The organism is Erythrobacter sp. CCH5-A1 (assembly GCF_001557115.1).
Taxonomy (GTDB): Bacteria; Pseudomonadota; Alphaproteobacteria; order Sphingomonadales; family Sphingomonadaceae; genus Erythrobacter.
The window spans coordinates 1-3588 of sequence record NZ_LSKQ01000039.1; the positions used below are offsets into that span (position 1 = coordinate 1).

At 68.3% G+C, this 3588-nt stretch carries 3 protein-coding genes; all 3 read right to left on the reverse strand.

The window, feature by feature from the left end; all coding sequences use genetic code 11:
* Positions 1–912 (reverse strand): MiaB/RimO family radical SAM methylthiotransferase (locus AX708_RS02065; protein ID WP_255357969.1); only part of this gene is annotated, 912 nt, incomplete at its 3' end.
* Positions 909–1712, reverse strand: coding sequence for a diaminopimelate epimerase (gene dapF, locus AX708_RS02070; RefSeq protein WP_066527042.1), 804 nt, complete (start codon positions 1710–1712; stop codon positions 909–911). The genes AX708_RS02065 and dapF, both read right to left, overlap by 4 nt.
* A gap of 78 nt (positions 1713–1790) precedes the next feature.
* Positions 1791–3452: a bifunctional diguanylate cyclase/phosphodiesterase gene (locus AX708_RS02075; protein ID WP_066527004.1), complete on the reverse strand. Its 1662-nt coding sequence runs from the start codon at positions 3450–3452 to the stop codon at positions 1791–1793.
* Positions 3453–3588: the final 136 nt, after the last annotated feature.

Genomic DNA, 3588 nt, shown 5'->3' on the forward strand with positions numbered 1-3588 from the left:
GGGCGAGTAGGGGAAGACATGGGCGTGGACGATGTCCAGCTCGTCGATGATCGCAAGGTTCGCCTGATGGTGGCCTGCGTCCTCGGTCGGGAAGCCCGCGATGATGTCCGCACCAATCGCGATGTCGGGGCGCTGCGCCTTGAGGCGCGCAACCAGTTCCACGGCATCCGCCCTCAGGTGCCGCCGCTTCATGCGCTTGAGGATCAGGTCGGCGCCGTGCTGGAGCGAGAGGTGGAGATGCGGCATCACCCGCTTCTCGCCAGCGAGGAGGTCGAACAGGGCCTCGTCGATCTCGATCCCGTCCACTGACGACAGGCGCAGGCGAGGGAGGGCGGGGAAGGCCGCGAGGATCGCCTCGACCAGCGCGCCGAGCCGCGGGGCATCGGGCAGATCATGGCCCCACGAGGTGAGGTCGACGCCGGTCAGCACCACCTCCTGCGCGCCCGCCGTCAGATGCGCTTCGACTTCGGCGAGAACCTGCGGCACCGTCAACGAGCGGCTTGGCCCCCGCCCTTGCGGGATGACGCAGAAGGTGCAGGCATGGTCGCAGCCGTTCTGCACCGCGACGAAGGCACGGGTCCGAGCGGGGGCGAGCGGGGGTGCATCGCCGGGCACGTTCCATGCCCTCGGATCGAGCTTGGCCACGTTGGCGACCAGCGCGTCGACCTCATCCATCGCGCCGATGGCAGCGCGGTCGATCTCCGCCGCGCAGCCCGTCACCACCAGCCGCGCGGCTGGATGATCGCGGCGCGCGCGGCGGATTGCCTGCCGGGTCTGGCGCAGCGCTTCGGCGGTGACGGCGCAGGAATTGACCACGACAAGGTCCGTCTCGCCCGCCAGCATCGCGCGCATCCGCTCGCTCTCGGCGATGTTCATGCGGCAGCCCAGACTGATGATGTGAGGGGCGTTCAACCTGCCGCCCCTGCGGCGTAGGCGTCCCAGTCGAAGGTGCCGCGGAAGCTCTCGGTGGCCGGGCCGCTCATCAGGATCGTGCCGCCGGGCTCCCATGCGATCACGAGGTCGCCTCCGGGCAGGCTGACGCGCACCGGGCTTTGCACGAGTCCCCGCCGGATCGCGGCGACTGCCGTGGCGCAAGCGCCAGTGCCGCAGGCGCGGGTGAGGCCGGCACCGCGTTCCCAGACGCGCAGCCGCAAGTGGTCGGGCCCAGCAAGGCTCGCGACATTGACGTTGACCCGCTCGGGGAACAGCGGATCGTGCTCGATCAGCGGGCCGAGCCTTTCCAGCTCCACCGCTTCGGCATCATCGACGAAGAAGATCACGTGCGGGTTGCCGACATTGACCGCCATCGGGGCTTCGAGGCTCTCCCAGCCCACCGGCATCGCGTGCGTGTCCATCGGGTAGGCGAGGGGGATCGCGTTCCAATCGAAGCGCGGCGCCCCCATGTCGACCCGCGCTCCGCCGTCGAAGGGCTCGAGGCGGAGCGTCCCGCCTTGGGTCTCGACCACCGCCGGCACGCCGTGGAGCAGGGCGACCGCGCGGCTGCCATTGCCGCAGGCGCCGGCCTCGCTGCCGTCGGCGTTGAAGAACCGCACGCGGAAATCGTGGGTCCCGCTGGCCTCGAGCAGGATCAGCTGGTCGAACCCGACCCCGGTGCGCCGGTCCCCCAGGGCGCGCGCCACTGCGGGCGTCATCGCCGGGATGGCCGCCGCGCGCGCGTCGATCACCACGAAGTCGTTGCCGAGCCCGTGCATCTTGATGAAGGGGATGGTCTTGCTCACTGGGCGTGCATCTATGCACGCAAGGGGCCTGCGTCCAGTCTTAGGCCAGTGTCAGGGACGCGCGATGCGGTAGAGGGCCTGCGCGTTCTCGCCCGCCGCGCGGCTTGCAGGGGCGCTCTCGCTGCCCGCGCCGGTGAGGAGGCCCGCCGCGCGCAGCCTGGTGCGCACGCCCTCGGCGTCCTCGGGCTGGCCGTAGAAATAGCCCTGCGCCTTCAGACGCCCCATCGATTTCAGCGCGTTGAGGATTTCCTCGTCTTCCACGCCTTCCGCCGTGAGCGGCAGATCGAGGCCCCGGCCCAGCGAAACGATCGCCTCGACCAGCCGCGAACGGTTGCCCGGCTCCTTCAGCTCGGACACGAAGCTGCGGTCGATCTTGATGCGGTCGAAGGGCAGGTTGCGCAGCTGTTCGAAGCTCGAATAGCCCGTGCCGAAATCGTCGAGGGCAATCTGCACGCCCTGGTTGCGCAAGCTCATGATCATCGAGCGCACGAGGCCGATATTCTCGTGCAGGCAGCTTTCGGTGATCTCGATCTCGAGCCGCTGCGGCGGGAAACCGGCGGCGACCAGCTTCTTGAGGATGCGCTGGGCGAACCACGGGTCGCGCAGCTGCACCGGCGAGATGTTGACCGAAAGGGTGAGCGTGTCGTCCCATTCGCGCGCATCGGCGAAGGCCTGTTCCATCAGGCGTTCGGACAGCTCGTTGATGAGGCCGATCTCCTCGGCGATCGGCACGAAGATGTCGGGGCTGATGAGGCCCAGCTGCGGCGAGCGCCAGCGGGCGAGCATCTCGAAGCCGACCAGCGCGCCGGAGTGAAGGTCGATCTGCTGCTCGTAGAAGGGCAGGAATTCCCCGCGCGCAAGGCCGCGGCGAATGCCGGTTTCGAGCTGGTTGCGGAACCTGAGTTCGCTTTCCATGCTCGGCTCGAACCAGAAGTAGCGGTCGCGGCCCTGCTTCTTGGCGTGGTACAGCGCCATGTCCGCGCGGTGCATCAGCGTGGCGGCATCGACCACGAGGCCGATGGTGCCGTCCGCTTCATGATCGGCGGCAAGGCCGATCGACAGCGTGAGGTCGACGGTCAGTTCCGGCAAGCGGAAGGGCTGGGCCAGGCTTTCGAACAGGCGGATGACAAGATCGTCGACCCGGTCGGCATGGCCAGCGGGAAAGGAAATGACGAAGGCGAATTCGTCACCCCCCAGCCGCGCCAGGCGCGCCTCGCGCGGGAGCAGGGCGCGGATCCGCTCGCACAGCATCACCAGCACCGCATCGCCGGCGGAGTGGCCGTGCATGTCGTTGATCTGCTTGAAGTTGTCGAGATCGATCATGCAATAGGCCACCGCTTCGCCGCGCATTGCGGCGCGCGCGCGGAGGTCTTCGGTCGCCTCGAACATCGACCGCCGGTTCAGGCATCCGGTGAGCGGATCGGTGGCCGCGAGCTCTCGGGCGCGGGCCTCGGCGCGGCGGCGTTCAGCGATCTCGTGGGTCAGTTCGCGGTACCGGCGCCAGCCGAAGATGATCAGCGCAATGTTGAGGAGCAGCGCGTTGACGAGGATCACGTTGGGCGCGCCCCCGGTGCCGGTCAGCACATTCATGACCTGCGGCATCACCGAGCCGCCGGTGCCGACCAGAAGGATGATCGAGGCCGTGGCAATACCGAGCGCGATGATGTCGCGTTCGGCCGCTCCGAGCGGGTTGTCTGGATCGTTCTCCGTCAAAACCGTTGCCTTGCCTGTGCGGCGGCTTGCGCGATACCCTGCTCTGCCCCCGTCTCTCGTCGTGGTTCATCGCAGATTGCACTAAACATCGGGTTAATCGGCAGGGCTTGGCGAGGGGGGCGGGTCGGGGCTATCG

What these genes read in the sequence shown, in the direction of transcription:
- dapF (WP_066527042.1), bottom strand. Translation starts at nt 1,712, where the DNA reads ATGCACGGGCTCGGCAACGACTTCGTGGTGATCGACGCGCGCGCGGCG.